The 24,966-nt window shown below is 64.6% G+C and carries 23 protein-coding genes and 2 pseudogenes; 14 read left to right on the forward strand and 11 right to left on the reverse strand.

Annotated elements, in window-relative coordinates:
* A partial coding sequence (locus tag VMJ11_RS23905; protein WP_325622405.1) for an AraC family ligand binding domain-containing protein occupies nucleotides 1-218 on the reverse strand: 218 nt, incomplete at its 3' end.
* A 253-nt stretch (nucleotides 219-471) separates the two neighbouring features.
* Here VMJ11_RS23905 and VMJ11_RS23910 point away from each other — a divergent pair.
* Nucleotides 472-1,101 carry a YceI family protein gene (locus tag VMJ11_RS23910; protein ID WP_414694461.1) on the forward strand — a complete coding sequence of 210 codons (630 nt, stop codon included), beginning with the start codon at nucleotides 472-474 and terminating at the stop codon, nucleotides 1,099-1,101.
* A gap of 13 nt (nucleotides 1,102-1,114) precedes the next feature.
* Here the strand turns inward: VMJ11_RS23910 and tdh are convergent, their stop codons facing one another.
* The gene (gene tdh, locus VMJ11_RS23915) at nucleotides 1,115-2,146 is read right to left on the reverse strand and encodes an L-threonine 3-dehydrogenase (RefSeq protein ID WP_325622409.1); all 1,032 of its coding nucleotides are present in this window, start codon (nucleotides 2,144-2,146) and stop codon (nucleotides 1,115-1,117) included.
* Between the two features lie 17 nt (nucleotides 2,147-2,163).
* Nucleotides 2,164-3,363: a glycine C-acetyltransferase gene (locus VMJ11_RS23920; RefSeq protein WP_325622411.1), complete on the reverse strand. Its 1,200-nt coding sequence runs from the start codon at nucleotides 3,361-3,363 to the stop codon at nucleotides 2,164-2,166.
* A gap of 279 nt (nucleotides 3,364-3,642) precedes the next feature.
* Here VMJ11_RS23920 and VMJ11_RS23925 point away from each other — a divergent pair, with 279 nt between their 5' ends.
* From VMJ11_RS23925 to VMJ11_RS23935, 3 genes are all read left to right on the forward strand, one after another.
* Nucleotides 3,643-4,293, forward strand: coding sequence for an XRE family transcriptional regulator (locus tag VMJ11_RS23925; protein WP_325622413.1), 651 nt, complete (start codon nucleotides 3,643-3,645; stop codon nucleotides 4,291-4,293).
* Between the two features lie 98 nt (nucleotides 4,294-4,391).
* Nucleotides 4,392-4,799 (forward strand): DUF2471 family protein, encoded by a 408-nt coding sequence (locus VMJ11_RS23930; protein ID WP_325622415.1) that lies wholly within the window; start codon nucleotides 4,392-4,394, stop codon nucleotides 4,797-4,799.
* A gap of 89 nt (nucleotides 4,800-4,888) precedes the next feature.
* Nucleotides 4,889-5,881, forward strand: coding sequence for a tyrosine-type recombinase/integrase (locus VMJ11_RS23935; protein WP_325622418.1), 993 nt, complete (start codon nucleotides 4,889-4,891; stop codon nucleotides 5,879-5,881).
* A gap of 99 nt (nucleotides 5,882-5,980) precedes the next feature.
* On the opposite strand, the gene VMJ11_RS23940 is transcribed toward VMJ11_RS23935, so the two are convergent.
* Both VMJ11_RS23940 and VMJ11_RS23945 read right to left on the reverse strand, forming a co-directional pair.
* Nucleotides 5,981-7,183: a DNA-binding protein gene (locus VMJ11_RS23940; RefSeq protein WP_325622540.1), complete on the reverse strand. Its 1,203-nt coding sequence runs from the start codon at nucleotides 7,181-7,183 to the stop codon at nucleotides 5,981-5,983.
* A gap of 650 nt (nucleotides 7,184-7,833) precedes the next feature.
* Entirely contained in the window at nucleotides 7,834-7,989 is a 156-nt protein-coding gene (locus VMJ11_RS23945) for a hypothetical protein (protein WP_325622420.1), read from the reverse strand.
* A gap of 1,080 nt (nucleotides 7,990-9,069) precedes the next feature.
* On the opposite strand from VMJ11_RS23945, the gene VMJ11_RS23950 reads away from it, so the two are divergent.
* On the forward strand, nucleotides 9,070-10,428 hold the full coding sequence (locus tag VMJ11_RS23950; RefSeq protein ID WP_325622422.1) for a replication initiation protein: 1,359 nt from the start codon (nucleotides 9,070-9,072) through the stop codon (nucleotides 10,426-10,428).
* Nucleotides 10,429-10,531: 103 nt separating this feature from the next.
* Here the strand turns inward: VMJ11_RS23950 and VMJ11_RS23955 are convergent.
* From VMJ11_RS23955 to parA, 3 genes and pseudogenes are all read right to left on the reverse strand, one after another.
* Nucleotides 10,532-11,401 (reverse strand): annotated as a pseudogene (locus VMJ11_RS23955) (ParB/RepB/Spo0J family partition protein); the annotation flags it as partial.
* Nucleotides 11,402-11,490: 89 nt separating this feature from the next.
* Nucleotides 11,491-11,599: pseudogene (locus VMJ11_RS34535) on the reverse strand (chromosome partitioning protein ParB); the annotation flags it as partial.
* Nucleotides 11,600-11,623: 24 nt separating this feature from the next.
* A complete protein-coding gene (gene parA / locus VMJ11_RS23960; protein WP_325622426.1) occupies nucleotides 11,624-12,286 on the reverse strand; it encodes a ParA family partition ATPase in 663 nt (220 codons plus the stop codon).
* A gap of 482 nt (nucleotides 12,287-12,768) precedes the next feature.
* Here parA and arsC point away from each other — a divergent pair, with 482 nt between their 5' ends.
* A complete protein-coding gene (gene arsC, locus VMJ11_RS23965; protein ID WP_325622428.1) occupies nucleotides 12,769-13,122 on the forward strand; it encodes an arsenate reductase (glutaredoxin) in 354 nt (117 codons plus the stop codon).
* A gap of 345 nt (nucleotides 13,123-13,467) precedes the next feature.
* Here arsC and VMJ11_RS23970 read toward each other — a convergent pair whose 3' ends face one another.
* The 3 genes from VMJ11_RS23970 to VMJ11_RS23980 all read right to left on the reverse strand — a co-directional run bounded on the left by VMJ11_RS23970 (nucleotide 13,468) and on the right by VMJ11_RS23980 (nucleotide 16,884).
* Complete coding sequence (locus VMJ11_RS23970; protein ID WP_325622430.1) at nucleotides 13,468-14,175, reverse strand: hypothetical protein; 708 nt, start codon at nucleotides 14,173-14,175, stop codon at nucleotides 13,468-13,470.
* 138 nt (nucleotides 14,176-14,313) lie between these two features.
* Nucleotides 14,314-16,599, reverse strand: a complete 2,286-nt coding sequence (locus tag VMJ11_RS23975; protein WP_325622432.1) for a hybrid sensor histidine kinase/response regulator — start codon at nucleotides 16,597-16,599, stop codon at nucleotides 14,314-14,316.
* A 39-nt stretch (nucleotides 16,600-16,638) separates the two neighbouring features.
* Complete coding sequence (locus VMJ11_RS23980) at nucleotides 16,639-16,884, reverse strand: hypothetical protein (protein WP_325622434.1); 246 nt, start codon at nucleotides 16,882-16,884, stop codon at nucleotides 16,639-16,641.
* A 324-nt stretch (nucleotides 16,885-17,208) separates the two neighbouring features.
* Here VMJ11_RS23980 and VMJ11_RS23985 point away from each other — a divergent pair, with 324 nt between their 5' ends.
* The 8 genes from VMJ11_RS23985 (at nucleotide 17,209) to VMJ11_RS24020 (ending at nucleotide 24,877) form a co-directional block, all read left to right on the forward strand.
* A complete protein-coding gene (locus VMJ11_RS23985; protein WP_325622436.1) occupies nucleotides 17,209-17,577 on the forward strand; it encodes a response regulator in 369 nt (122 codons plus the stop codon).
* Entirely contained in the window at nucleotides 17,570-18,193 is a 624-nt protein-coding gene (locus VMJ11_RS23990) for a chemotaxis protein CheC (protein ID WP_325622438.1), read from the forward strand. The genes VMJ11_RS23985 and VMJ11_RS23990 overlap by 8 nt, the downstream gene beginning before the upstream one ends.
* Nucleotides 18,190-19,134 (forward strand): diguanylate cyclase, encoded by a 945-nt coding sequence (locus tag VMJ11_RS23995; protein ID WP_325622440.1) that lies wholly within the window; start codon nucleotides 18,190-18,192, stop codon nucleotides 19,132-19,134. The genes VMJ11_RS23990 and VMJ11_RS23995 overlap by 4 nt, the downstream gene beginning before the upstream one ends.
* A 206-nt stretch (nucleotides 19,135-19,340) precedes the next feature.
* A complete protein-coding gene (gene hpnD / locus VMJ11_RS24000) occupies nucleotides 19,341-20,192 on the forward strand; it encodes a presqualene diphosphate synthase HpnD (protein ID WP_325622442.1) in 852 nt (283 codons plus the stop codon).
* A complete protein-coding gene (hpnE, locus tag VMJ11_RS24005) occupies nucleotides 20,192-21,457 on the forward strand; it encodes a hydroxysqualene dehydroxylase HpnE (protein WP_325622444.1) in 1,266 nt (421 codons plus the stop codon). The genes hpnD and hpnE overlap by 1 nt, the downstream gene beginning before the upstream one ends.
* Nucleotides 21,457-23,559 (forward strand): squalene--hopene cyclase, encoded by a 2,103-nt coding sequence (gene shc, locus VMJ11_RS24010; RefSeq protein WP_325622446.1) that lies wholly within the window; start codon nucleotides 21,457-21,459, stop codon nucleotides 23,557-23,559. The genes hpnE and shc overlap by 1 nt, the downstream gene beginning before the upstream one ends.
* 14 nt (nucleotides 23,560-23,573) lie before the next feature.
* A complete protein-coding gene (locus tag VMJ11_RS24015) occupies nucleotides 23,574-24,278 on the forward strand; it encodes a phosphorylase (protein ID WP_414694460.1) in 705 nt (234 codons plus the stop codon).
* 119 nt (nucleotides 24,279-24,397) lie between these two features.
* Nucleotides 24,398-24,877: an acyl-CoA thioesterase gene (locus VMJ11_RS24020; RefSeq protein WP_325622448.1), complete on the forward strand. Its 480-nt coding sequence runs from the start codon at nucleotides 24,398-24,400 to the stop codon at nucleotides 24,875-24,877.
* Nucleotides 24,878-24,966: the final 89 nt, after the last annotated feature.

The raw sequence follows: 24,966 nt of genomic DNA on the forward strand, positions 1-24,966 counted from the left end.
TCATGCACCTCGCCGGGATTGACGAGGATGAGATCTCCGGGCACGGCCTCGACCTGGCCTGCGTCGCTCAGCGACACATGGCCGCCGCGATCGATCACGCCAATGCCGTACTGATCGTGCGTGTGGCGCCCGAACGAGCGCGCCGTGGCAGCCGTAATCGCATCGACGTCGGGCACGAGCGTGGCGTGAAAACGCACGGCGTGGTTCGCGGCTGGCATGGGACGGTACTCCCGGGGTTTTCGGCTCCGATCCGCGCATCAAACCCGACTTTCGCGTGGCGCGCAACGGGCGTGCACCTATAGCGACAGGACAACGATCCGGCCCCGGCGCGCTATGCTGCCAGACCACGATGGAAGAAACGCGGGCCGCCGAACGTTCTGGAACGTAGCAGCCAATTGGTTTTGCATGGGAGAAGAGATGAATGACCGGCCACTTGCGCCCTTCGTTCGCGGCTCGCGCCGCGCTGTCTGCATGGCGCTATGCGCGCTCTGCCTCGCCGCGTGCACGCCGCTGCGCGTCGTCACGCACAGCGTAAGCCGCACCGAATCCGACGTGCCGACGGAGCGCTACGTGCTAGACGCGCACCACTGGAGCATCGTGTTCGACGTCGATCACCTGCATTACTCGCGCTTCGTCATGCGCTTCGATCGCGCCGAGGCCCAGCTCGACTGGCGCGCGGGCGGCCTCGAAGCAGCAACGGTCGAGGCGAACATCGACGCGACGAGCCTCGACACCAACGTCCCCGTGCTCAACGCCATGGTGAAAGGCCCGCAGATGCTCGACGTCGAACGCTACCCGCAGATCCGCTTCGTGAGCACGCATTTCGAGCGCACGGGAGAGGGGCGCGGCACGCTCACGGGCAATCTCACGATACGCGGCGCGACACAACCGGTCACACTCGCGGTGACCCTGAACGGCTATGCGCCGAATCCGCTCACGGAGCAGCCCACGCTCGGATTCACGGCCTCCGGCCATTTCAGCCGCGCAGCGTTTGGGCTCACGACCTGGTATCCGGCAGTGGGCGACGAAATCGACGTGCGCATCGAGGCCGAATTCGAACAGCCCGCGCCGGGCGGTGATGCGCAATCAGACACGCAGTGAAAGCGAGGCGCGCTCAGGCCGTGGTCCAGTCCAGGATTACCTTGCCGCTCTCGCCCGAGAGCATGGCTGCGAAGCCCTTCTCGTAGTCGTCCACGTTGAAGCGATGTGTGATGATCGGCGAAAGATCGAGGCCGCTTTGCAGCATCGCCACCATCTTGTACCAGGTCTCGAACATCTCGCGGCCGTAAATGCCCTTGATTTCCAGACCCTTGAAGATCACCTGGTTCCAGTCGATGGCGGTTTGCGCGGGCGGAATGCCGAGCAGCGCGACCTTGCCGCCATGGTTCATCGACTCGAGCAACGCCGTGAACGCGCTCGGCACGCCCGACATTTCGAGGCCCACGTCGAAGCCTTCGGTCATGTGGAGGTCGGCCATCACGTCGCGCAGCGACTCGCGCGAAACGTTCACGGCGCGCGTCGCGCCCATCTTGCGCGCGAGTTCGAGACGATAGTCGTTGACATCTGTGATGACGACGTTGCGCGCGCCCACGTGCTTGGCAATGGCCACGGCCATGATGCCAATCGGCCCCGCGCCCGTGATGAGCACGTCCTCGCCGACGAGGTTGAACGACAGCGCCGTGTGCGTGGCATTGCCGAACGGATCGAAGATCGCGGCGAGATCGTCGGAGATCTCAGGCGGAATCTTGAACGCGTTGAAGGCCGGAATCACGAGGTATTCCGCGAACGCCCCTTCGCGGTTCACGCCCACGCCCGTCGTGTTGCGGCACAAATGACGCCGCCCCGCGCGACAGTTGCGGCAAAAGCCGCAGGTAATGTGCCCTTCGCCCGAAACGCGGTCGCCAATCTGGAAGCCGCGCACCTCCTGGCCCATCTCGACGATTTCGCCCACGTATTCGTGGCCCACGTGCATCGGCACCGGAATGGTCTTCTGCGCCCAGTCGTCCCATTTCCAGATGTGGATGTCCGTGCCGCAGATCGCCGTCTTGCGGATTTTGATCATCACGTCGTTATGGCCGACTTCGGGCTTCTTCACGCGCGTGAGCGTGAGGCCGGGCGCGCTTTCGAGTTTGGCGAGTGCTTTCATTTGATTCGCAATCCTTGTTAAATCACGCCGAGGCTCTTGCCGACGCGAGCAAACGCGGCCACTGCGCGTTCGATCTGCTCGGGCGTGTGCGCGGCGCTCATCTGCGTGCGAATGCGCGCACGGCCCTTGGGCACGACCGGATACGAGAAGCCGATTACGTAGACGCCCTCGTACAGCAGCGCATCGGCCATCCTGGAGGCGACCTGCGCGTCGCCGAGCATCACGGGAATGATCGGGTGCTCGCCCGGCACGAGCGTGAAGCCGAGTGCGCTCATTTCGCGGCGAAACTGTGCGCCGTTCTCGCGCACGCGCTTGCGAAGTTGCGCGCCTTCGTCGCTCGCAATCAGTTCGAGCACCGTGAGCGAAGCGGCCGCGATGCTCGGCGTGAGCGTGTTCGAGAAGAGATACGGACGCGAGCGCTGGCGCAGCAGGTCGACCACTTCCTGCCTGGCCGCGATATAGCCGCCCGAAGCGCCGCCGAGCGCCTTGCCGAGCGTGCCGGTGATGATGTCCACGCGCTCTGCGACACCGCAGTGCTCGGGCGTGCCGCGCCCATGCTCGCCGATGAAACCGACTGCGTGCGAGTCGTCGACCATCACGAGCGCGTCGTAGCGGTCGGCAAGCTCGCAGATGCCCTTGAGGTCGGCGATGATGCCATCCATCGAGAACACGCCGTCGGTGGCGATAAGCTTGTAGCGCGCGCCGGCTTCGTCGGCTTCGCGCAGCTTCGCTTCGAGATCGGCGAGATCGTTGTTCTTGTAGCGGTAGCGGCGCGCCCTCGAAAGACGCACGCCGTCGATGATGCTCGCGTGATTGAGCTCGTCGCTGATGATGGCGTCTTCTTCGCCGAGCAGCGTTTCGAACAGGCCACCGTTCGCGTCGAAGCAACTCGAGTAGAGAATGCAGTCCTCGGTTTGCAGGAACGCGGCGAGCGCGCTTTCGAGTTGCTTGTGCACGGTTTGCGTGCCGCAGATGAAACGCACCGACGCCATGCCAAAGCCATCGCGATCGAGCCCGTCTTTCGCGGCGGCGATGAGGCGCGCGTCGTTGGCGAGACCGAGATAATTGTTGGCGCAGAAGTTGAGCACGTCGCTGCCGTCGGCGAGCCGGATGTCGGCGGACTGTGGCGTCGCGATCACGCGCTCGCGCTTGTAGAAGCCGTCCGCGCGAATCTGGTCGAGCGTTGCGCGCAGGTGGTCAATGTACGGGGTTCGCATGAATCGTGCTCCTGGCAATCCTGCATGGGACCGGAGTAAGTGCTCTGCACGGGCCCGGAGTCAAGTGCTGAAGCACTAACTCCGGCCGACAGCTAAAGCGCCAACTCTGGTCGACCGCCTTTTCAGGCATGGGACCAGCTTAAGGCGCTAACGCGCCAGTTCGGGTCGACACATAGCGGCTACGGCCTGCTATAGTCGCCGTCAGCCGCTGTCGAAAATATTCTTTATTTCGAACGTAATTTCGATATGTCGAACGCACTCTAAACGATGAGACCTTAAATGGCAAGCACCCGCAAATCGCGCGCCACACCGGCAGGCAAGCTTTCGGACGCAACCGCAACGCCGGGCGTCCCGGCCGTATCAACAGCGGCTGCCGCCGTTGCGCCACCGCGCGTCGGCGAGCAGATCCAGCGGCTGCGCAGCGAGCGAAAAATGACACTCGACGCCCTCTCACGTGCGGCTGGCGTCTCGAAATCCATGCTATCGGAAATCGAGCGCGACAAGGCGAATCCGACCATTGCGGTGGCCTGGCGGCTCACAAACGCACTGGGCGTCAAGCTCGACTCGCTGTTCGCCGCGCCGAAGGCGCCCGAGGCGATCGCCGTCGCCGGGCCGCACGACATCCCGACGTTGCTCGGCCACGAGGCCGGTTACCAGTTGCGCGTGTGGGGGCCGATCGAGCTCGCCGGCCATTTCGAATGGTATGAGCTGACGCTCAAGCCAGGCGGCGCGCTGGTATCGAGCCCGCACGAACCCGGCACGCGCGAGCATCTGACGGTGCTGCAGGGGAGCGTCGAGGTCGAGGCGGCCGGCGCGACGCAGCGTCTCAAGGCAGCGGACACGGCGCGTTACATTGCCGACCAGCCCCATGCGATCCGCAATGTGGGCAAGGGCGAAGCCCGCGCGTTGATGGTGGTGATTCACGGCTGAACGTACGCCTCACCGCGAAACCTGGCCGAACGGATGAGGCTGCGCGATCGGCTCGACTACTGTATATTTATACAGTGAAAGTCCGATCGGAGCCGTTGATGTCCCTCCCAACCGAACTACCGCTCGAGCACGACCTGGCGGCCTTGCGCTTTCAGGCCGCCGCACGCGACCTCGAACATATCGTCCGCAACATCGCGCAGCGCTATCTCGCGAAGCAGGTGCCGCTCACGTGGCGGCTGCTGCACGCAATCGAGGCTGAGGCGCTCGCGGACCTTGGCTTCGCCAGCCGCCACGACGCGCTCATGCTCGGCCTCTTTCAGCGGCCGGGCGACCTCACCTGGCCGGAAACAGACGAGACCGTCGACTTCGGGCAGTCGAATGCGCTGCCTGCGGTGTTCGCCTTCGCGGTCTCAGCCTATGAACGCGCCGCGCAAAGCGCCGAAGAGGCGCGCCGGCAGGCACGGCGCAACGAGGCCGTGCGGCGCGCGCGGGCCTGGGGCGGCTGAGTGCCCCGAAGGAACCCGGCACGCGCACCGGTCGCCCGGCAACGAACTCGCTATAATGCTTCCGCAATGCAACTAACGGAATGAGAGAGATGGCGTCTTCAACGACCTCACGCGACCTCTTCGACCAGCAACGTCAAGACTGGCAACGCGATCCTGTCGCCGCGTTCGATGCCTGGCTCGCCTCGCAAGATCTACGCCGTTCCTCTGCAGAGGTGTATCGCGTGCAATGGGGGCGCTTCCTCGAATGGCTTGCGCTCAAGCGCAAAACGATCATGACCGTGGACACCGGCACGATCGCCGAATTCGTCGCGGGCCTGGAAGTGAAGAAGCCACAGCGGCTTCGCTACCTGCGACTCATCGAGCGCGTACTCGATCACGTGCGGGAAATCGAACTCGCTTCCACGAATCCGGCGCGCTTCATCGCTCAGGACGGTGAAGCCGCGTGGCGCAATGCGCGCGAAAACGAGCCGACCGGCTTCCTCACTCCAGCCGAACGCGCCGCGATCATCGGGCAGTTGTTCTCACCCCTCGTCGATCAGTCGGCTGCGAAGCAATGGCGGGAACGCCGCGACCGCGCACTCGTCGCAATCTTTCTGGGCGGCGGCCTGAAAACGGGGGATGCCATCGCGCTGACGCTGGACTGCGTAGCGCTCGGCTCGGAATGGGTCACGATCGAAGCCGCCAATCCGGCTTTCACGCGCGTGACCCGTCTCGCGCCATATGCAGTCGATGTGCTCGGCGCCTGGCTCGAAGCCCGCCGGCTCGCCGGACTACCGGGGCAACTCGTGTTTCCGGGCTCCCCCTCGGGACGCCCGATGCACAAGGCCACGGTGTTGCGCGCCATCGACGCCTTGATGGAAGCAGCCGGTGTGGCCGAAACCCGCGCCGAGCGCGCGAGTCCGCAAACCTTGCGCAACACGTTCGCGGCTGATCTGTTCGAGCGCGGGGTAGATTCGGATCAGGTAGGGGAGTGGCTCGGTTTTCTGCAGCCGATTTCCGCCGGGCGGCTCCATCGAGCGTGGAAAACCTGGGCCGACCGGCAAGCGTCATTGGGCACTTCTACACAGAACGACAACGCTTGAAACATCGCACGGGCTTGCGATCGGCTGAAACGTACTATCGGCGCGATTCCCGTAAAGGCTCACGACAGAAAACCCCGCACGCTCCCGTAAACGCTCACCTCAAGCCTGCTCGCGCGAATGCTTGCCCGCCATGAAGCGGGCAAAAGCCTCCAGCTTCGATCCCCTCGCGCCCGAGGTGTAGTCGCACTCCGGGCAAGTGAACTCGAATCCATCATCCACTTTGGACAGTTCCGGCTCCCCCTCGTGACAACTCGGGCAACGCGCCGGCAGGGTGATATGGCCATCGGCCACCGTACCGAGGCGCGCCAGTTCGGCTTCTCCCAGTCGGCCCGCTTCGGCGAGGGAACACAACACGGCCGCCACGGACGCATCGAGCCCCTGCTGGCTGCGTAGCACCGACACCTGGCGCGTCAGCACATCGACTTCGTCGGAACGTTCGCGGACCAGCGCGTCGAGCCGGTCCGCGCGAGCCTTCGCGGTTGCCAACTGCTGGATGAATTCGAATTCCTTCTTGCTTGCGTCGCGCTGGGCCGCCTGCCAGGTGGACGACATCGAGCGCAACGAGTCAAGTTCGACCAGCATCGGCTTGACACGCCGTTCGGCTTCGGCGAGCGCATCCTTGATCTGCTGAGCGTAGTGCTCGGTACGCTTGCGCAACTCTTCATGCAAGCCGTCGATGCGGTCGCGCAATCCCGCATTGGTGGTCTGCTCTGCCTCGACCCGCTTGCGCAGCGATTCGTTTTCGGCCTCGATACGCTGGAGTCGCACCTCGCGGTTGCCCTGCGCAAGCGCGTCCTGGGCAGAAGCCGCTGCAAGCTGACTCTCGAGCTCACGCACCCGCGCATAGGCTGCCTCGATGCGTGCCTCGCCGCGTTGCAGCAGTTCGTCGGCCGCTGCGCGACGGGCTTCGGCATCACGCGCAGCCTGCTCTGCATCGAGGCGACCTGCCTCGAATTCTGCACGTTCGGTCTGCAATGCATCACGGGCGAGCGTCAAGGCGTTCTCGAAGAGCGCGCCGAGCAACTCGCCAGCGCGTTCTTCGAGCGCAGGTGGAATGGCCCCGGCGCCAACGCGCACTTTCGAAGCCGTACGGATGCGCTGCCAGAAAAGCTCGATGTCTTTGGGAATGTCGCTCGCACTACCTGTCTGCGTCAGCTCGCGGACGGCGGCCATCGACGGCTTGATCTCGAAATCGAAGAACAAGCGCTTGCAGGCGTGCAGGGATAGCTCCTGCCTCCGTGCACCGTTTTTGCGCAAATTATCGAGTTCTTCACGGATAACCTGGCGGTCCTGGTCTCTCATGTTCGTCTTCTCGGCAGGGGAGTGGACGAATAATAACAAATTACGTTTTATTTGCTACGTTTTTGCGTTCCAGGGAGATTCGCGCTATGGGATTGGGCTTCTAGGGGCATTTCGGGCGATGTGGACGGGGCTTGGCGACTGTTTTCCCGTGAAACAAATTGAATTTTGTTTCATAAGCCCTTGTAAACGCGCGATTTTTCCTGTGAATTTTACCGCGAAGTTTTGTTCCACGCGAGGCGCGACGGTAACCCGCGGCGGTTCGGTAGATTCAATTGTGGATATCCTGGAGAACTCGCGGGGGTAATCGTGCTTGAGAGTCATAAAAGTAAACACCCTTGATACCCGTTAAAAACGTTAACGCCACGGCAAATCCTTGCCTGGCGTGGCTTTGGGGCCGATCAGGTGAAGCTTTACGGGACCCTGGGTGAGGCCCTGCGGGAGGATTGGGTGACGGGCTTCGGGAAAGCCGGTGAGCCATTGCAGGAAAGGACGTGAGCGGGTTCGGGATCGGGGTGATTCTTGACTTCTCGGCAAGGGTGAGACGATACGGGAGTCGGTTGCCGGGTGGGTCCCAGTCTCCCGGGAGAGGGTGTGCTGTTACGCGAAATGCAACGGTGAGCGGATTCGGGACCGCGAATTCGCGCCGTTTTTCACGTAAATCGAGTGGCTGGAACGGCTTTGGTGAGAAGAATCGGGAAAAAATGCGGGTCGAAGGTGAAGTTTTTCGGGAGCCAAAGGCGGAAATCGGCAGAAATGAGCGCATCCAGGGCTTTCAGGTGAGGCTTTTCGGGAGTGGAAGTGCCCATCGATGTCGCCGGCTGGCCGACGTCAGTGGTTTTCGTGAGGGCTTACGCTGCTAAAGGTGAGCTTTTTCGGGGGATTTCCGCGATGCCGCGACACCGGATGCTCGCGTGGACCCATAAACTCCCAAGGTGAGCCTTTTCAGGATATGTTTTTGGCGAATCCAGGGCCTAAGGTGAGCTAATACGGGAGCAAGTTGGCGTTCACTGCGCCGGAGCCAGCGAAATTGCGTGGATGTGAACGGAGAACCGTGGCCTCAGAATTTCGCTTTGGTGAGGATATTCGGGAGTGCTTTTGCGGCAAGCGCGCGCTCATCCAATTTTCTCTACGTCATTTGAGGTGAGGTTATCCGGGAACGGGGCGCGCATTTGCCGCACTGCGGACGTGTGGATAAGTCACGGAATTTATTGATTTTTTCATTCCGGCATTGACTGGAGTGAGGTTTTTCGGGAGCAGGCGTGGCGGTGCAGTTGAGCGCTGGATCGACATTAAAGGTGAGTATTCTCGGGAGCAATTCTGCGCCGACCGGCGTAGGGACGGCCTTTCGAGGCCTATCGATTGGAGCGGCCAGGACGACCAAAGGTGAGAGCTTACGGGAGCGGCGACTGAGTTCTCAGTGTTGTACTGAAAGATTGGGACCTTCTACCCCCGAAAGCTTCGGACTTTGCTCCATTGACGGGGGCATTTCCGGCTCTTTTGAGCATTGCAGCGATGAGCGCACCTGAAGTTTTGGCGCACGACGGAGCCGGATCGAGATTTTCATGATTGCCTCGCTTCAGGAGGCCGCACGACCTCCTTTTCGGCGGCACTTTTCGCTGGCCAGCCGAAAATTTTTAAGGTGAGTCGATACAGGAGCTAACAAGGACCGTAGATACAAGAGGAAAAACGGCCGCCCGGGCCAGATCGCGCGATACATAAAGCGCCCCGCGTGACGGGCGTCTGGCGGGAGGTGAGCCGATACGGGAGAGCACCGTGGTGAGGGGCGTGTGCAATGCGCGCATCACCGGCAACGGTGAGCGACGCCCTATAGACGCCTATCACCACAGGCGGTATCCTTTCGCGAAAATCTCTCCTCGACCCGACGCATGGCCACGAAGCGCGTGAAAAAAACGGATGTGGTAAGTCCCAGTTCGGCGGAATTGCGCAAGGCCGTCGAGGCGATCGCAATCCAGCCGAAAAGCGGCAAGATCACCCTGCTGACCCGCAAGCTGTTTAACGTCCTGCTCGCTGTTGCCCAGCAAGCGGACGAATCCGGCGATACCTACCGGGCGCTGCTTTCCGACATCGTTGCCAATTCGGCGTTCGATTCGAACGATACCGCACTCGTGAAGGAGCATTTGCGCCGCATGGTGTCGGTGCAGGTCGAATGGAGCCAGGGCACGTCGAGCCAGAAGCCTGGGCGTAAGTGGGGCATCTCGACGCTGATCGCGGATGCCGAAATTCTCGAAGATCCGGCGACCCGTCGCGTCTGGGTGGAATTCTCGTTCGCACCGAAGATCAAGAAGAAGCTGCTGGACCCGGTCCAGTACGCGCGCTTGAGCCTGCAATTCCAGAGCCAGTTGCGCAGCAGCGCAGGCCTCGCGCTCTATGAAATCTGCGTGCGCTATCTGACGAACCCCAGTCATCTGACGATGCGCGAGACCTGGGAGTGGTGGCGCCCGATCCTCTCCGGTACGCCGGATACCGAAGCGGGCGACGAGGCCAAGCGCGAATACAAATATTTCAAGCGCGATTATCTGCGGCCTGCGATTGCCGAAGTCAACGCGGTCACGAACATCTTCGTCGAGTTGATCGAGCATCGCGAAGGGCGGCGTGTTGCCGAAATCCAGTTTCGGGTAACCGAGCGCAAGCAGCCGATGCTCGCGCTCGACGAGCATCCGAATGTCTTCGACAGCACGCTCGTCGACCGGATGGTGAAGATCGGCATTCCGCTCAAGGAAGCGCAATCGCTTTACGCCGATAGCGAGGAAAACCGCATTCGCGCCGCATTGCAGTTGACCGAGCAGCGCATGCGCAGCACGAGCCTGCCGCCGGTACGCAGTGCCGCCGCGCTATTCAAGGACGCGTTGAAGAAGGGCTATGCGCCGCCGGTTGAAACGGCGGCGGGTACTGCGCCGGCCGCTGTGCGCGGTGCTGCTGCGGCGGTTGCGGCCGATGATCCGAAGGCGCGTCTGCTCGACGAGTACGCAGCTTATCGGCGCAAGGAAGCGCGCTCACTTTATGAGGAGCAGGGCGACATGGAGCGGGAGCTTGCGCGTCAGTCGTTCGAGGCCGATGAACTGCCTGGACTCGGCACGCATTTGCGCGACGACTGGCGCCGGCGCGGGCTGGAGTCGAAGCTTGCGGACACGGCATTTTTTGACTGGCTCGCACGCAAGACTTGGGGCGAACCGACCGACGGCGATTTGCTGGCGTTCACGCTGAGTCAGTCGCGCGCAGCCTGATAGCGACAGGCCTCCAGCTCCGTGCAATGCGGTGCGGAGGCGCCGGGGCGGCGGCCGCGAGCGGTCCGCCCCCCGATGGCAACTACTGAAGCATTTTCCGAACTTATTTCGTTTTCAGGATCTGTTCGATCTGTTGAAGGATCGAATCGCGGCGATCCTTGCTGAGCCCTTTCAGGCGTAGTTCGAGTCGGTCGTCGCCATATGACTTCAGGTCGCCGACGGCTACTCCATCCAGCTTGATCTCCATCCTTTGCGCATAGCGCTGTCGCCCCGCCGGCTTGGGGCTCTCTTGCACGCTTGCCCGGCCTTTCACGATATCCGCGACCTGGCGCGTGCTCAGGTCGTCGGCAATGATGCGGTTGATGAGGCGCAGCGTAGCGTCGGTTCCTCGAGCCCCGTGATACCGGCCAACCTGATAGGCCATGTTCGAACCGAACCGCTCAGGGCGCACCACCATTTCCTGCATCACCGATTCAGGTAGCTTGCCGATTGATAGTGCGACGGCAACCGTCGATTCGTCGAGGCCGAGATGGTCAGCAAGCTCGCGCTGGCTCTGAAAGTGCTTTTCGTCGATGAATCGCTTCCACACCACCGCATTGTCGAAGACGGTTTGCGAATCGCGCTGAACGTTCAGGTCGTAACCCAGTTTGTAGCTCTGGATGCCAATCGGCAGATCGACGACGATCGCCTTCACGACCTCCTTATTGGCCTCCTTCAGCGCCCGCACGCGGCGGCCGCCGTCGCTTACGTAGTAGCTGCCGGGGGCCGTATAGTCGGGGATCACGTGAATCGCCTGCTGCTGCCCCTGCTTTGCGAGATTGACAGCAAGTTCTGCAATCGATGTCTTCAGATAGAAGTGACGCGGATTGAAGGGGCTCGGCTTGATGTCCTTGAGCGGCAAATCGATGATCTGTCCGGGCCGGTAGCCGTGTTCGATGCGCCAGGCACGGTATTCCGCGGATTCGTTTTCTGCGCCTGGCGCTGAATCCAGAACTGGCTCGACAACAGGCTCGAAAGGAGGCTGGCTCGCGCGCCCCGCAACGTCTCGCGCCTTTGGCTTGTCCTGGACGAGTCCGTCGATGGCGTTGAGGCGGTCGAGTGCAGTGCGCTTTTCGCTGCTCGTCGTATCAGGGCGTGCCTGAAAGCCTTTGGCGAATTGGGAGGGTTTCATTCAGGGTCCTTTATGCGCATAAAGTCAGGGAAGCATGGCCGCGATCTCGTCGGCGCATGCGCGGACTTCGATAGCGGCGAGGCGTGCGCCGCGGTCGTTCATCTGCAAAACCGTCTGGCCTAGCGCCATGGCCTGCTTGTACGCTTCGCGCGTGGGAATTTGCGTTCGGAGTAGCGGAAAACCGAGTTCTTCGAGAGCGCGCTTCAGTTCACGCGTGAGCATGCGCTTCTCTTCCGTCTTGTTCAGCAGGAATACCGCGCGCAAGTCTTCATTCATGACCTGGGCTTGCTGGATTAGTTTGACCAGGCCCACGCTTGACCAGTAATCAGCTGGGGAAGACGAAGTGGGAATCACTGCAACCGTGGCGGCTAGCAAGACGACGCCAGAGACTTTCTCTGTGATCGACGGCGGGCAGTCGACGACGATGATGTCGTAGTCGTTGATGAATTTCTTGATCTCGCGATGGATCTGGCCGCCGGCTTCGGAGAGGTTGACCACCGGGAACGGGATGCCGGCTTCGCCATCGGTTGACGCGCTGGCCCAGTGGACGAGCGTGTTTTGGCCATCGGCATCCACGACGAGAACCCGCTTTCCCTTCTCGTGGAATGCGGCGCCGAGATGCATCGCGATCGTGCTCTTGCCGACCCCGCCCTTTTGCTGCGTGACTGCGATTATCTCTGCTGCCAATTGATATTCTCCTTTTTGCTATTAGATTGGGATTTTACCTGGAATGTTTTTCGATTCAATGTTTTTTGGCGTGATTCGCTGTTGAATTAGCCATTTGGACAAGCTTTATGCGCATAAAGCTCGGTGGACGACTGCTGGACGCGACATGTCGGCAGGAGCCAGTTGTGGAATCAGCGGAGATGTCGGTATTGGTCTCGCGGCGTGTGTCGACAGAAGGCATCGCTCGCTGCCCGAGGCACGCAAAGCGCGGCTCCAAACCTTTATGCGCATAAAGTGCGTCCGCGGCAATGAACATTATGTATCGCGCCAATGCATGGGCCGGGCCGCTATCGCCCACCAGCCACCCCTCGGCACGACGCCCCCGATAGCCTGATCGCGTCGAGCCCACGCTTCATACTGCGCACGCGCGCCCGGTAAAATCGCAGATCCGCACGAGCCTCCTCAAAGGCCGCCAGCCACTCCCCTCTTGCACGCCAGAAATCATGATCACGATCTACCACAACCCCTGCTGCTCCAAATCCCGCGCTGCCTGCGACCTTGTGTCGAACGCCAATGCGAACGAGCCTGTCGAGATAATCGAGTATCTGAAGCAGCCACCCACCGTCGAACAGCTCAAGGCCCTGCATGCCATGCTCGGTGGTCCGCTGCGCGACATGATTCGCACCGGCGAGACCGAGTACGCAGAGCTGGGCCTCGACGCCGCCAGCGTCACTGATAATCAGTTATACGAAGCAATTGTGCGACATCCGATTCTGCTGCAGCGACCCATCGTGGTACACAACGGCCGGGCCGCGATCGGTCGCCCGACGGAAAACATCGAAGCATTGTTCGACTGAAGCGGACGCCCGCAGGCGATCGCTTCGGTTGATCAGTACATCCTGATGCTTTCGCGCGAACACATCCGCGCACCCAGATCGGCACAACGGCAACGTGCATGGCCGGCGTACACACGCCCCCCACGCACGCGCTAAAGCTGCATCTTTGCTAACGTGGGGCCGAATCCCACGGAAGCCCCGGAAATATCGGCTTTCGAGGCAAGTTGTCCACAAGCTTGTGCACGAAAATTGTGGATAAGATCGCGAGGCGTCCGGTTATCCACAGCAGAAGTTCAAAGCCCCTTCGCTTGCGCATCGTCGAGATAGCCGATCCGGACCAACGTCACACGCGCCGCGCGCCCCGGCTCAGTGCAACGTGCGCTGCTGCCCCGGCATGTCTTTGTGATGCTCGGGCGAGTCCTCTTCGTACTCGAGGAATTCGTCCGGAATCTGCGGTGCGACACCGGCGGTGGGACGCGTCGCCTCGGGCGCGGCAGGCACGTCCACATGAGGGGCGCCCATTACCGCACCTGCGCCCGGCACGCTTGCCGAAGTGAGCACGGTCGTCTCGGCCTCGCTCGTTGGCCGCGTGGGCGCGGCGGGAACTGCCTCCCGCGCAGCTTCCTGGGTTTCCGCTGTCTGCGTGGTGCGGCGGCGCATGGCCTCAGCGATGTCGGCGAGGCCCAGTTCATCGAGCGCCGAATGCTCGCGTGCGACCGGGCGGTTCGTCGCGGGCCATGCCCACGGCGAGCCACGCAGGGCAACTTCCATCGCATGCTCGCCGCGCAGTGTCTCGCGCGCAAGGTCGGCGTGCGCCTCGTCGCTCACGTGCACGCCAATGCGCACCGCTTCGCCCGGCGGCGGCGTCATGCCGGACTGGGCCTCGGTGGTTCGGCGCGCGTCGCCGGTCGTCGAGAAAAAGCTCGTCACAAGACGCTCGATGCCAGCCAGGACACCCTCGGTGTGCGCGGGCAGTTCGATGTCGCTTGCCGCGAAGCCGCGTTGCAGCAGCGCTTCCTGCGCGTGGCGCGCTTCGTCGTAGGTCTTGAAAAGGCCGGTCACGGTGTGTTTCATGGCACCCTCCTTCGCCAGGTGGCTACGCCCGCGTACATGATGCGCCGAATGACGCACGCTGTGCGCCGCACTCGAATGCCCGTTTTTGCGGGCGCGCGACATCAAGCGCAAGCTTCGTGCCCCGCCCCGCCGTGAGGGTCATGCTTGATCGCGGTCCGCCGGCAGCGTCACGTCGCGTTCTTGCTTGGCGCGCGCCTGCCGGTCCTCCCGGATCGCTTCGAGCGTTTTCTCCAGGAGCGCGATGTCGAACGGCTTCGAGAGCACGCGCACATCCACGTGACGCGCGCGATCGAGTTCCTCCGCGTAGCCGGTCACGAGGATCACGGGCAGCGCCGGTTCGAGCCCCTGCAGCGCTTCGGCCAGATCGATGCCGTTCATCGTCCCCGGCATGTGGATGTCCGATAGCACGAGATCGAAGCGCGGCGTGTGCGCGCCGTCGGCGCGCGGGGCCTCGATGAGTTGTAGCGCACTCGCCGCGTCGCTCGCGCAGGTCACGCGGTGGCCCATCATCTGCAGCAGCGCCTCGGTGCCGGCGGCGACCTCGTCGTTGTCCTCGACGAGCAGCACGTTCAGGCCTTGCTGCACCTGGGCGCTCTCCGGGCGTGGCTCGCTCGGGCGCTGCGCGGGCGGCTCGGCGAGCGAGCGCGGCAGATACAGATGCACAGTCGTGCCCGCGCCGATCGCGCTGTCGATCGCGGCGAGTCCGCCCGAGCGCTCGCAGAATGCGAACACCTGCGGCAGCCCGAGGCCGGTGCCAGTGCCTTTCGACTTGGTCGTGTAGAGCGGCTCGAACGCGCGCGCGAGCACGTCCGGCGGCATGCCGGAGCCGGTGTCCTCGAGCGTGACGTGTACGAAATCGCCATCGAGCGGAAAGCCTTCGTCGGGCCGGAAGCTGATGTTGCGCGCACGCACGGTGAAGCGGCCGCCATTGGGCATCGCGTCTCGCGCGTTGACGGCGAGATTGATGAGCGCAAGCTCGAATTCGGCCACATCGACGAGCACGGGCCACACACCGTCCCCCACGTCGACGACGAGCGACACCTTCGCGCCCAACGACGCGCGTAGCAACTCGCGGCACGCGGGCAGCCAGCGCCCGACGTGGATCGTCTCGTTGCGCAGCGGCTGCTTGCGCGCGACGCCGAGCAACTGGCGCGTGAGCGACTGGCCGCTCTTGAGCGCGCGCTCGACCGCCGACAGCTCACGCTCGAAGCCCGTCACGCCACGCCGCCGCGCGATCTGCACGTTGGCCGAGACGATCATCAGCAGGTTGTTGAAGTCGTGCGCGACGCTGCCCACGAGGTTGCCGAGCGCTTCCATCTTGCGCGATTGCCGGTAGGCGGACTCGATCGAGCGGCGCATCGAGGCTTCGGCATGCCAGCGCTCCCAGGCTTCCTCTTCGGCGGCGAGGCGCCGCAGTGAGAGCCAGATCACGCACCACAGCGCAATCGACGGCGTGAACATCGAGATGAGAAGCACGCTCAGGTGCCGGTACCAGGCCGCCCAGATCGCGTGCGTGCGGTAGGCGCAGGTCACGTAGACGGGGTACCCGCCCACGCGCCGGAACGCGAGGATCACGTTGCTGCCGAGCAGTTCCGAATGCATGCGCACGACGCCGGATTCGCTGCCGCGCGCGAGCGCCACGCCGAGCGGCGAGCCTGGCGTGACGCTGGAGGCGAGTGCGCGCGGTGGCGGATCGAAGGCGAGGATCGCACCGTCGCTGCGCACGAGGCCGAGCGCCATCGGCGAATCGGGGCCGAGCAGGTCGCGGTAGAACGCGCTGAAATAGCCGGGACGCAGCGCGACCGAGACGAGGCCCGCGAACTCGCCGGCGTCGTCGCGGCGCGCCACGCCCATGTTGAACACCGTCTCGCCGCTCACCTGGCCCTGCATCACGCGCGAGACGTGGTCGATCACGCGGCCGCCGCGGATGCCGGTGAAGTCGTCGCGCGCGACGATCGACACCGACGGCGGCGGCGAGTAGCGGCTGCTCGCGAGCAGCTCGCCGTCGCGCCCGAAGATCGAGACTGCCGCCACCTGCGGATAGCCGCCGCCGATGGCGTCGAGCTTCTCGTGGATCTGCGCCTCGCTGGCGCGCACGCCGTCGTCGTTGAGCCCCTGCACGAGGTCGATGACGCGCGTGTCGAGCGCATCGTTCATGTCGAATACCTTGAGCGCGTGCTCTTCGGCCACGCGCACGGTGCGCAGCGTGATGTCGGTGGCGTCGGCCTCGCGCGCGCGCAGGTCGTTGTATGCCATGGCGGCCACGTACACGCACGGCAACACGATCGCCGCGACGAGCAGCGCGAGCAGCGTGCGCCGGCGCACCGTGAAGTCGTGTCCCGGCGCAGCCGGAAACGGCGCGTCGTCGGTGGGGGGCTGCGGGGAAGTGCGTTCGTCTGGCCGCTCGGGCCTGTCAGCAATCATCGTACGAAAAAGCAGGAAAAGGCGGCAGGGCTTCCGACATCATAAACGACCGCGATGACGCGCCGCCGGCCAACCGGTAGTGGAAGCACGAGGCGAATATTTGCGCAGGCATTCCATCCAGGGAATTTCCTCTTCCCTCGCGCCGAATTCGCGAAAATCGGCGAAGCGCAAACGTACCACAAAGCGATAATCGACGGTCTTTATTTCAGGGATGGATCGTTTATTTCGATAAATTAGCCAATGTGAGTCGATTTTGTTCGCTGATTGATTATCGGCGAGTTGCATTTGATTCAAATTGATTCGAGAATCGCATGCACGAAAAATAACGCGTTCGCATGAAAGCCGCGCCGCCGGATCGGGCGTACGGCCATGCTACGGGGTGGCTGCAGGCATGCAGATGAAGGTCTACAGGGCCGGCGCTCGGGGCGTCGGCAATCCGTCGAGCGACGGCGCGGCCGCCCGCCTTGCGTTGGCGTGGGCCGCTGCGCTGGCCCGTTCATGCGTCGTGCATCGTCTGGCGCATGTGCATTTTTCCCTAAAGTAATCGCGCGCGCGGCCGTTAATCCGTCAAAGCGCACTCCGTCCAACGCACACTCATTCAGCATACCCATGCCCTTGCCCATCGTGATCGCCGATGATTCGCTGCTAGCCCGCAAGGTGCTCACGAAGGCGTTGCCCGAGGACTGGGACGTCAATATTTCGTACGCGTCGAACGGCCACGAAGCGCTGGAGCATTACCGCGCCGGTCGCGCAGAGGTCATGTTTCTCGACCTCACGATGCCCGACATGACGGGTTTCCAGGTCCTCGAAGCCTTGCAGCACGAGGACCTGAACACGTTCGTGATCGTCGTTTCCGCGGACGTCCAGCCACGAGCCCGCGAGCGCGTGCAGGCGCTCGGCGCAGCGGCGTTCGTCGCAAAACCGGTAACCCAGGAGGCGCTGCTACCCATCCTGAAGGAGTACGGGTTGTATGCCTGATCGAGTGTTCACGGAACTCCAGCGCGACGCGCTGCAGGAGATCGCCAATCTCGGCATGGGGCAGGCGGCCACGCGGCTGTCGGGGTTGCTCAATGCCTTTATTGAGCTTTCGGTGCCGCGCGTGCGCGTGGTCGACGTATCCGAGACTGCGGCGGCGTTGCGAGAGATGACCGGCATCGACGGTCCGGTTGCGGCCGTGCGCCAGGGCTTTCGCTCGGAGATCAAGGGCGAGGCGCTGGTGATCTGCCGCAGCGGCGAGATTGCCGAGCTCGGCAGCCTGGTCGGCGGTCCCTACGCGCAGAGCGCGACCGATTCGATCACCGAGGAAGAGCTGATGTTCGACGTCGCCAACGCGCTGACGGGCGCCTGCGTGTCGTCGATGCTCGACCAGCTCGGGCGCATGCCGGTGTTTTCGCAGCCGGGCCTGCTCGGCGAGGCGATCATGCTCGACGAAGTGTTCCAGCCGGGACTGCTCGCCTGGGACGTCGCGCTGCTCGTCGAGGTCAATTTCGCGCTGGAAGACCAGCGCTTTCGCGCCCACCTCGTCATGCTGATGGCCGAGGAGTCGATCCATGTCGTGAGCCGGGCCATCGACGCGCTGTTGCATAGCCTATGAACGAGCCAGCCGGGTTGCCAACGCTTTCGGACCTCGTCGTCGAACGGGTGGGTTTCGGCATTTTCGTGGTCGACCGCGACATGAACGTGCTGATGTGGAACCGCTTCATGCAGGACCACAGCGGCATTTCGGCTGAAGACGTGATCGGCCGCCCGATCTTCGAACGCTTCCCCGACCTGCCGCGCGCGTGGCTCACGCGCAAGGTGGAAAGCGTGTTCCAGCTCGGCAGCTTCGCGTTCAGCTCGTGGGAGCAGCGCCCGTATCTGTTCCAGTTCGACCACGACCGGCCGATCACGGGCGGCGTCGACTACATGCAGCAGGACTGCACCTTCATGCCGCTCATGCGCGGGCGCGAGGTGATCGCCGTGTGCGTGACGATATGCGACGTCACGCACGTGAGCGTCATGCAGCGCGAGCGCGAAGAAGCGGTGACCAAGCTGCGCGAATACGCCGACCGCGATGGGCTCACCGGCATCGCCAACCGGCGCTATTTCGAGGCGCGCCTCGCCGACGAGTTCTTGCGCTGGCAGCGCTATGGCGGCGACCTCTCGATGCTGCTGTTCGACCTCGACCACTTCAAGCGCATCAACGACGAGTTCGGCCACATGGCCGGCGACACCGTGCTGCGCTCGATGGCGCAGCGCGTATCCAGCGTCGTGCGCAAGCAGGACGTGTTCGGCCGCTTCGGCGGCGAGGAATTCGCGCTGCTTCTGCCGTGCACGCCGCTCGACGACGCGTTGTTCGTGGCGGAGAAGATCCGCCGCACGATCGCCGACGAGCCGATCGAAGTGCAGGGCGTGATCGTGCCGGTGACGGCGAGCGTGGGCGCCGCCGCCGCACGCACGGGTGCGCCCGATTACGAGGGCATGATCAACGAGGCGGACGCCGCCCTCTACACCGCGAAGCGCCAGGGGCGCAACCGCTCGGTCGCGCTCGCCTGAGCGCGCATCCCCCGACCGCGTTCCCCGCCCCGACTGCGGCAGGTCCCAAAGGTTGCTATACTTTTGCCCGTTTCCGGCCGTGCGCGCCTGCTGTCAGGCGATTTGAGGGCCGGTGCCTCGCGCGTGTCCGCGCGCGCGGGCGACCCGCGGCAATGCGGGCCCGAATAGTCGAAAGCCCCGTTGCGGGCACCCCAGCGGAGATCGTCTTGGCCGTTTCCAACCTCGTCGTGGACGATACACAACAAACCGACGCCGCCGCCGCTTCTTCGGGCAGCTCGTTTTATCTGGCGATGCGGATCCTGCCTCCCGCGCAGCGCGACGCCATGTATCAGGTCTACGCCTTTTGCCGCGCTGTCGACGACATCGCGGACAGCGACCTGCCGCGCGCCGAGCGTGCGGCGGGGCTCGACCAATGGCGCGCCGACATCGACGCGTGCTATGCCGGCACGCCGCGCGCCTCGCTTGCGGCGCTCACGCGCCATATCCATACGTTCGGGCTCAAGCGCGAGGACTTCCACGCGATGATCGACGGCATGGCCATGGACGCCGCCGAGGACATCTGCGCACCCGACGAGGCCACGCTCGACCTGTACTGCGACCGTGTCGCAAGCGCGGCGGGCCGTCTGTCGGTGAGGATTTTCGGGATGCAGGAGGAACCGGGCCGCACGCTGTCGCACCATCTGGGGCGCGCGCTGCAGCTCACGAACATCCTGCGCGACATCGACGAGGATGCGGACATCAACCGCTGCTATCTGCCGCGCGAGCTGCTCGCGCGCGAAGGGATTGCGGCGGGCGATCCGCGCACGATCGCCGCCGACGCGTCGCTGCCGCGCGTGTGCGAGACGCTCGTTCAGCGGGCGCTCGCCCATTTTGCGCAAGCCGACGCGATCATGGACGCCGCGCCGCGTGCGCAGGTGAAGGCGCCGCGCATCATGTCGGGCGTCTACCGCGTGCTGCTCGATCGCACCGTGGAACGCGGCTTCGACCTGCCGCGCACGAAAATCAGCAAGCCGCGCGCGCGGCTGATGTGGATCGTCGCGCGTTACGCCTTGTTCTGATGCCTCGGCTCGTCCACGTCATCGGCGCGGGGCTTGCGGGCCTCGCGACGGCCGTGCGTTTGCAGCGGCGTGGCGTGCAGGTGGCGATCTACGAGGCCGCCGGCCAGGCAGGGGGACGCTGCCGCTCGTACTATGACCGCACGCTCTCGGCGACGCTCGACACCGGCAATCATCTGGTGCTGGCCGGCCATGCGCGCACGCTCGAATACGTGCGCGCGATCGGCGCCGCCGACGCGCTCGCCGGCCCCACCGAGCCGGGCTTCGCGTTCATGGACCTCGCCGCGCGCTCGCGCTGGACGGTGCGCTTTTCGCGCTCGCGCATGCCGTTCTGGATAGGCGATGCGCGCGCCCGCGTGCCGGGCACGCGGGCCGCGGACTATCTGGCAGTGCTGCCGCTGCTGTTCGCGAAGCCCGGCCGCACGATGGCGCAGACCATGCGCTGCGACGGCGTACTGTGGGACCGGTTGCTGCGGCCGTTCTTCCTCACCGCGCTCAATGTCGAGCCGCGCGAGGGCAGCGCGCAGCTGGCGGGCGCGATGCTTTACGAGGCGCTTGCCGCGGGCGGCGAGTCGTTCCGGCCGCTGGCGGCGCGCAGCGGCCTTTCGAGCGCGTTCGTCGATCCGGCGCTGCGCATGCTTCAGCACGGCGGCGCGGCCATCCGGCTCGATACGCCGCTCAGGGAGATCGTGTACGACGACGCGGCGCGCCGCGTCGTCGCCCTCGATTTTCCGGACGGGCGTATCACGCTCGCTCACGACGAAGCCGCGGTGCTGGCCATACCCGGCGCAGCCGCTGCGCCGCTCGTGCCGTCGCTGCAGGCGCCACGGCGCCACACCGCGATCGTCACGGTGCACTATGCGGCAGAAGCGCCGCCCGGCCTCGTTACGCCGATGGCGCTCCTCAACGGCACGGCCCACTGGCTGTGCGCCGCGGAGGGGCGCCTCAGCGCGACGATTCACGACGCAGGTGGCACGCTCGACCTCGACCCCGAGGAGATCGCGCGCCGGGTCTGGGCGGATGTGGCCGCAGCCGCGTCGCTGCCGCTCGCGCCGCTGCCCGCCTGGCGGGTCACGGCCGATGCGCGCGCGACCTTCGCGGCCGTGCCCGAAGAGGAATGGCGTCGCCCCGCGACGCGCACTCGCTGGAACAATTTGATGCTTGCGGGCGACTGGACGGCTACCGGTCTGCCCGCAACGATCGAAGGGGCGATCCGCTCCGGCCGCAAGGCCGCGGATCTGCTCCTGACAGAGAACCTGGAACGCTGATGAACGATTTATCCCACGCCATGCCGACCGAAGACCTCGACAGCCGCCCTACCGGCGCTGACGTCGCGGCCGTGCCGGGCGCCGCCACGCCGGACGTCGCCACGCCGGCACACACGTTTGCCGAGGAAGCCCGCGCGCCGAACGTTGCGACGCCGGGCGGTGATTCGCCGGCCGTCGCTACGCTCGACACCGCCGTCGCTCGTGCGACCGATGCGATCCTCGCCGACCAGCGCGCCGACGGCCACTGGGTCTACGAACTCGAGGCGGACGCCACGATTCCGGCCGAATACGTGCTGCTCGTGCATTATCTCGGCGAGACCGCGAACGTCGAGCTCGAACAGAAGATCGCGCGCTATCTGCGCCGCATCCAGCTGCCGGGCGGCGGCTGGCCGCTCTTCACCGACGGCGCCATGGACGTGAGCGCAAGCGTGAAGGCCTATTTCGCGCTCAAGATGATCGGCGATCCTGAGGATGCCGCGCACATGGTTCGCGCGCGCGAGGCGATTCTGGCAGCGGGCGGTGCGGAGCAGGTCAACGTGTTCACGCGCATCCTGCTCGCGCTGTTTGGCGTGGTGACGTGGTACGCAGTCCCGATGATGCCCGTCGAGATCATGCTGCTGCCGCAGTGGTTCCCGTTCCATCTTTCGAAGGTCTCGTACTGGGCGCGCACCGTGATCGTGCCGCTGCTCGTGCTCAATGCGAAGCGGCCGGTGGCGCGCAACCCGCGCGGTGTGCGCATCGACGAGCTGTTCCGCGGCGCGCCCGTGAGCGTGGGCCTCAATGCCCGCGCCCCGCACCAGAGCAAGGGCTGGTTCGGCCTGTTCCGCGCGGCGGACGGCGTGCTGCGCGTGACCGATCCGCTCTTCCCGAACTACCTGCGCCAGCGCGCGATCAATGCGGCCGTGGCGTTCGTGGACGAACGCCTGAACGGCGAGGACGGCTTGGGCGCGATTTTCCCGGCCATGGCCAACGCCGTGATGATGTACGACGTGCTCGGCTATCCCGCTGACCATCCGCACCGTGCGATTGCGCGCCAGTCGCTCGAGAAGCTCGTCACGATCCACGCCGAGGAAGCGTATGTCCAGCCCTGCCTCTCGCCGGTGTGGGACACGTCGCTCGCGGCGCACGCGCTGCTTGAAACGGGCGACGCGCGCGCCGAGGAAGCGGCGCGCCGCGGCCTCGAGTGGCTGCGCCCGCTGCAGATCCTCGACGTGCGCGGCGACTGGATCTCGCGCCGCCCTGACGTGCGTCCGGGCGGCTGGGCGTTCCAGTACGCGAACCCGCACTACCCCGACGTCGACGACACGGCCGTCGTTGTGGCCGCGATGGATCGCGTCGACAAGCTCGACAAGACGAAGGCCTACGACGAGCCGATCGAACGCGCGCGCGAATGGGTGGTCGGCATGCAGAGTAGCAACGGCGGCTGGGGCGCGTTCGAGCCGGAGAACACGCAGTACTACCTGAACAACATCCCGTTCTCGGACCACGGCGCATTGCTCGACCCGCCGACCGCCGACGTCTCGGGCCGCTGCCTGTCGATGCTCGCGCAGCTCGGCGAGCTGCCGGCCGCGAGCGAGCCGGCGCGCCGCGCCTACCACTACCTGCTCGAAGAGCAGGAAGCCGACGGCAGCTGGTACGGCCGGTGGGGCATGAACTACATCTACGGCACGTGGACGGCGCTGTGCGCGCTCAACGCGGCCGGCCTCGAACACGGCGACGCGCGCATGCAGCGCGCGGTGCAATGGCTCGTGCAGATCCAGAACGACGACGGCGGCTGGGGCGAAGACGGCACGAGCTACAAGCTCGAATACCGTGGTTACGAACCGGCGTCGAGCACGGCCTCGCAGACGGCCTGGGCATTGCTCGGCCTGATGGCGGCGGGCGCGGTCGATCACCCGGCGGTCGCGCGCGGTATCGCCTGGCTGCAGGCCACGCAGCGCGAGCACGGCCTGTGGGATGAAACGCGCTTCACGGCGACGGGCTTTCCGCGCGTGTTCTATCTGCGTTACCACGGCTATCGCAAGTTCTTCCCGTTGTGGGCGCTCGCGCGCTATCGCAACCTCAAGCGCGCGGGCGTGAAGCGCGTCGCGTTCGGCCTGTGAGCGGGGCGGCTCGTTTGAACGCGCGCGCGCTGCCCGTGATCGCGGTGACGGGCATGGCCTTCGAAGCGGGCATCGCAACGGGGAAGGGGCATGACGGCGTGCGCGCCGTCTACGCCGCGCGCGCCGATCTGCTGCAAGCCGCACTCGCGGCGGCGCTCGCGGACGGCGCGGCGGGGATCGTCAGCTTTGGTACGGCGGGCGGTCTCGCGCCGGATCTCGAGCCGGGCACCGTGGTGATCGCCGAGGCCATCGACGGGCCGTTTGGCCGCATCGCCACCGACGCCGCCTGGAGCGCACGCATGGCCGACGCGTTCTTGAACTCGCCGCTTGCCGCGCAAACGCGGCGTGGCGTCGAGGCGGCCGTTGCCGCGCCGCTCACCGGCGCAGCCGACAAGGCTGCGCTGTTCCGCTCGTGTGGCGCGCTTGCCGTGGACATGGAATCGCACCTTGCGGCCGCTGCGGCGCAGGCCCACGGCGTGCCATTCGCGGTGTGCCGCGCGATCGTCGACCCGGCCTGGCGCAGCTTGCCGAAGGCCGCAATGGCCGGCCTGCGCGACGACGGCACGACCGTCGTGCTCCCTGTCTTGCGCGAACTGGCGCGCGACCCGGCGCAATTGGGCGGCCTGCTGCGCGTGGCCGCGGACGCCCGTGCGGCGCGCCAGGCGCTGAGCGCCGCACGGCGAGTGTTGATGACTACGGGCGCCTTTTTCCCTGTATGACCCGCTCGGGGTGTTGAATTCCTAGGGAAAACCCTAATCTCTGGTAGCATCTCAGTGTTAACCCTAGATTCGCCTCTGCGTACTGGGGGCGGATCACATTTCACGGGGGAGTACCAGTCATGAATTTTCACACTCGCAAGTGGGTCAAGCCGGAAGACCTGAACCCGAACGGCACGCTCTTCGGCGGCAGCCTGCTGCGCTGGATCGACGAGGAAGCGGCGATCTACGCGATCTGCCAGCTCGACAACCAGCGCGTCGTGACCAAGTTCATGTCGGAGATCAACTTCGTTAGCTCAGCGCGCCAGGGCGACATCATCGAGCTCGGCATGACCGCCACGCATTTCGGCCGCACGTCGATCACGCTGCGCGCGGAAGTGCGCAACAAGATCACGCGCAAGAGCATCCTGACGATCGAGAAAATGGTGTTCGTGAACCTCGGTCCGGACGGCGCGCCCGCTCCGCACGGCCGCGAGCGCATTCGTTACGCCGACGAGGCCTATGAACGCTATCGCCAGACAGTGCACTCGGCGGCCGACGCCACGGCGCTGGCTGCCGCGAAGGAAGTGGAGCGCGAGGCCGAGAGCGAGGACGTCTCCTGAGCAGCACGATCGGGCAAACAAAATGTATGGTCAGCCTGATTTTTGCAACCTGACTTGTGACCTAAGATAGAAGGGCTTGCGCAAATGTA

This window comes from Paraburkholderia sp., from assembly GCF_035501035.1.
GTDB lineage: Bacteria > Pseudomonadota > Gammaproteobacteria > Burkholderiales > Burkholderiaceae > Paraburkholderia.

Coding starts and splice junctions, on each gene's coding strand:
- VMJ11_RS23945 (WP_325622420.1), bottom strand. CDS start 7,989: ATGGGCACTTCCACTCCCGAAAAGCCTCACCTGAAAGCCCTGGATGCG.
- VMJ11_RS23985 (WP_325622436.1), top strand. CDS start 17,209: ATGCCCTTGCCCATCGTGATCGCCGATGATTCGCTGCTAGCCCGCAAG.
- VMJ11_RS23980 (WP_325622434.1), bottom strand. CDS start 16,884: ATGCAACTCGCCGATAATCAATCAGCGAACAAAATCGACTCACATTGG.
- shc (WP_325622446.1), top strand. CDS start 21,457: ATGAACGATTTATCCCACGCCATGCCGACCGAAGACCTCGACAGCCGC.
- tdh (WP_325622409.1), bottom strand. CDS start 2,146: ATGAAAGCACTCGCCAAACTCGAAAGCGCGCCCGGCCTCACGCTCACG.
- arsC (WP_325622428.1), top strand. CDS start 12,769: ATGATCACGATCTACCACAACCCCTGCTGCTCCAAATCCCGCGCTGCC.
- VMJ11_RS23990 (WP_325622438.1), top strand. CDS start 17,570: ATGCCTGATCGAGTGTTCACGGAACTCCAGCGCGACGCGCTGCAGGAG.
- VMJ11_RS23920 (WP_325622411.1), bottom strand. CDS start 3,363: ATGCGAACCCCGTACATTGACCACCTGCGCGCAACGCTCGACCAGATT.
- hpnE (WP_325622444.1), top strand. CDS start 20,192: ATGCCTCGGCTCGTCCACGTCATCGGCGCGGGGCTTGCGGGCCTCGCG.
- VMJ11_RS23935 (WP_325622418.1), top strand. CDS start 4,889: ATGGCGTCTTCAACGACCTCACGCGACCTCTTCGACCAGCAACGTCAA.
- VMJ11_RS23930 (WP_325622415.1), top strand. CDS start 4,392: ATGTCCCTCCCAACCGAACTACCGCTCGAGCACGACCTGGCGGCCTTG.
- VMJ11_RS24020 (WP_325622448.1), top strand. CDS start 24,398: ATGAATTTTCACACTCGCAAGTGGGTCAAGCCGGAAGACCTGAACCCG.
- VMJ11_RS23940 (WP_325622540.1), bottom strand. CDS start 7,183: ATGAGAGACCAGGACCGCCAGGTTATCCGTGAAGAACTCGATAATTTG.
- VMJ11_RS23995 (WP_325622440.1), top strand. CDS start 18,190: ATGAACGAGCCAGCCGGGTTGCCAACGCTTTCGGACCTCGTCGTCGAA.
- VMJ11_RS23970 (WP_325622430.1), bottom strand. CDS start 14,175: ATGAAACACACCGTGACCGGCCTTTTCAAGACCTACGACGAAGCGCGC.
- VMJ11_RS23950 (WP_325622422.1), top strand. CDS start 9,070: ATGGCCACGAAGCGCGTGAAAAAAACGGATGTGGTAAGTCCCAGTTCG.
- VMJ11_RS23925 (WP_325622413.1), top strand. CDS start 3,643: ATGGCAAGCACCCGCAAATCGCGCGCCACACCGGCAGGCAAGCTTTCG.
- VMJ11_RS23910 (WP_414694461.1), top strand. CDS start 472: ATGGCGCTATGCGCGCTCTGCCTCGCCGCGTGCACGCCGCTGCGCGTC.
- VMJ11_RS23975 (WP_325622432.1), bottom strand. CDS start 16,599: ATGATTGCTGACAGGCCCGAGCGGCCAGACGAACGCACTTCCCCGCAG.